At 65.3% G+C, this 736-nt stretch carries 1 protein-coding gene; it reads right to left on the bottom strand.

Annotated features, from left to right (window positions below; all coding sequences use genetic code 11):
- Positions 1–354: 354 nt before the first annotated feature.
- Positions 355–736 (bottom strand): Hsp20/alpha crystallin family protein (locus tag AC1DY5_RS57625; RefSeq protein WP_478123040.1); only part of this gene is annotated, 382 nt, incomplete at its 5' end.

The raw sequence follows: 736 nt of genomic DNA, 5'->3' as shown, positions 1-736 counted from the left end.
GAGCAGTCCTTGACGCATGGCGAACTCGAAGGAACGTTTCTGGAGTCGGCTTCGTCGTGATCGGGGACGAGCGAGCTGAAGCGCTGCTGGACAAGGTATGGCACGACGCGCCGCGGGTCTCCTTGAGAGCGTCGTGTTCGCGCTCCTGCGCCAGGGCCATCCGCGAACAGGGGGTGGCCGTCCATTTCGTCACGCACAACGGCGACATGGCTGCGCGTTGCGACCGGATCATTCAAGTCGTTGACGGGATGCTCGAGGGGCTCGGGCGGTCGTGGACGCAGGCTGAAGCGCTAGCATCCGGTGATCGCGCGTCACTCCTTGGACTTATCCCATCCCCGACCGCGGCGCCGCATCTCACTGGATCTTCAGGGTACGGCTGCCACTGCCTTCGCGCTTGGGCAGCGTCAGGCGCAGGACGCCGTCCTCCAGCTTTGCGACGRCCGTCTTCTCATCCACGTCCGAGGCCAGCGTGAAGCCGCGGGAGACGGCGCCGTGGTAGGTCTCTCGCACCAGCGAGCGCCCGTCCTTCTCCTCCTGCTCCTTCTTGATCTCGGCCGCGATGGAGACGTAGTTGCCGTCGATCGAGACGCGGATGTCCTCCTTCCTGGCGCCGGGCATCTCGGCGCTCACGAGGTACTCTTTCTCGTTTTCGCTGATGTCGACGCGGATGTCCGAGGGCAGGGTGCTGTCGTCGATCATCTGAAGCGGGCGGGCCCAGCGGCGGACAGCTCCGGAA

The sequence above is a fragment of the Variovorax sp. P4_D9 genome, from assembly GCF_056401695.1.
Note: the sequence above shows the minus strand (reverse complement) of the source record. Positions and strands in the feature narration are given on the sequence as shown.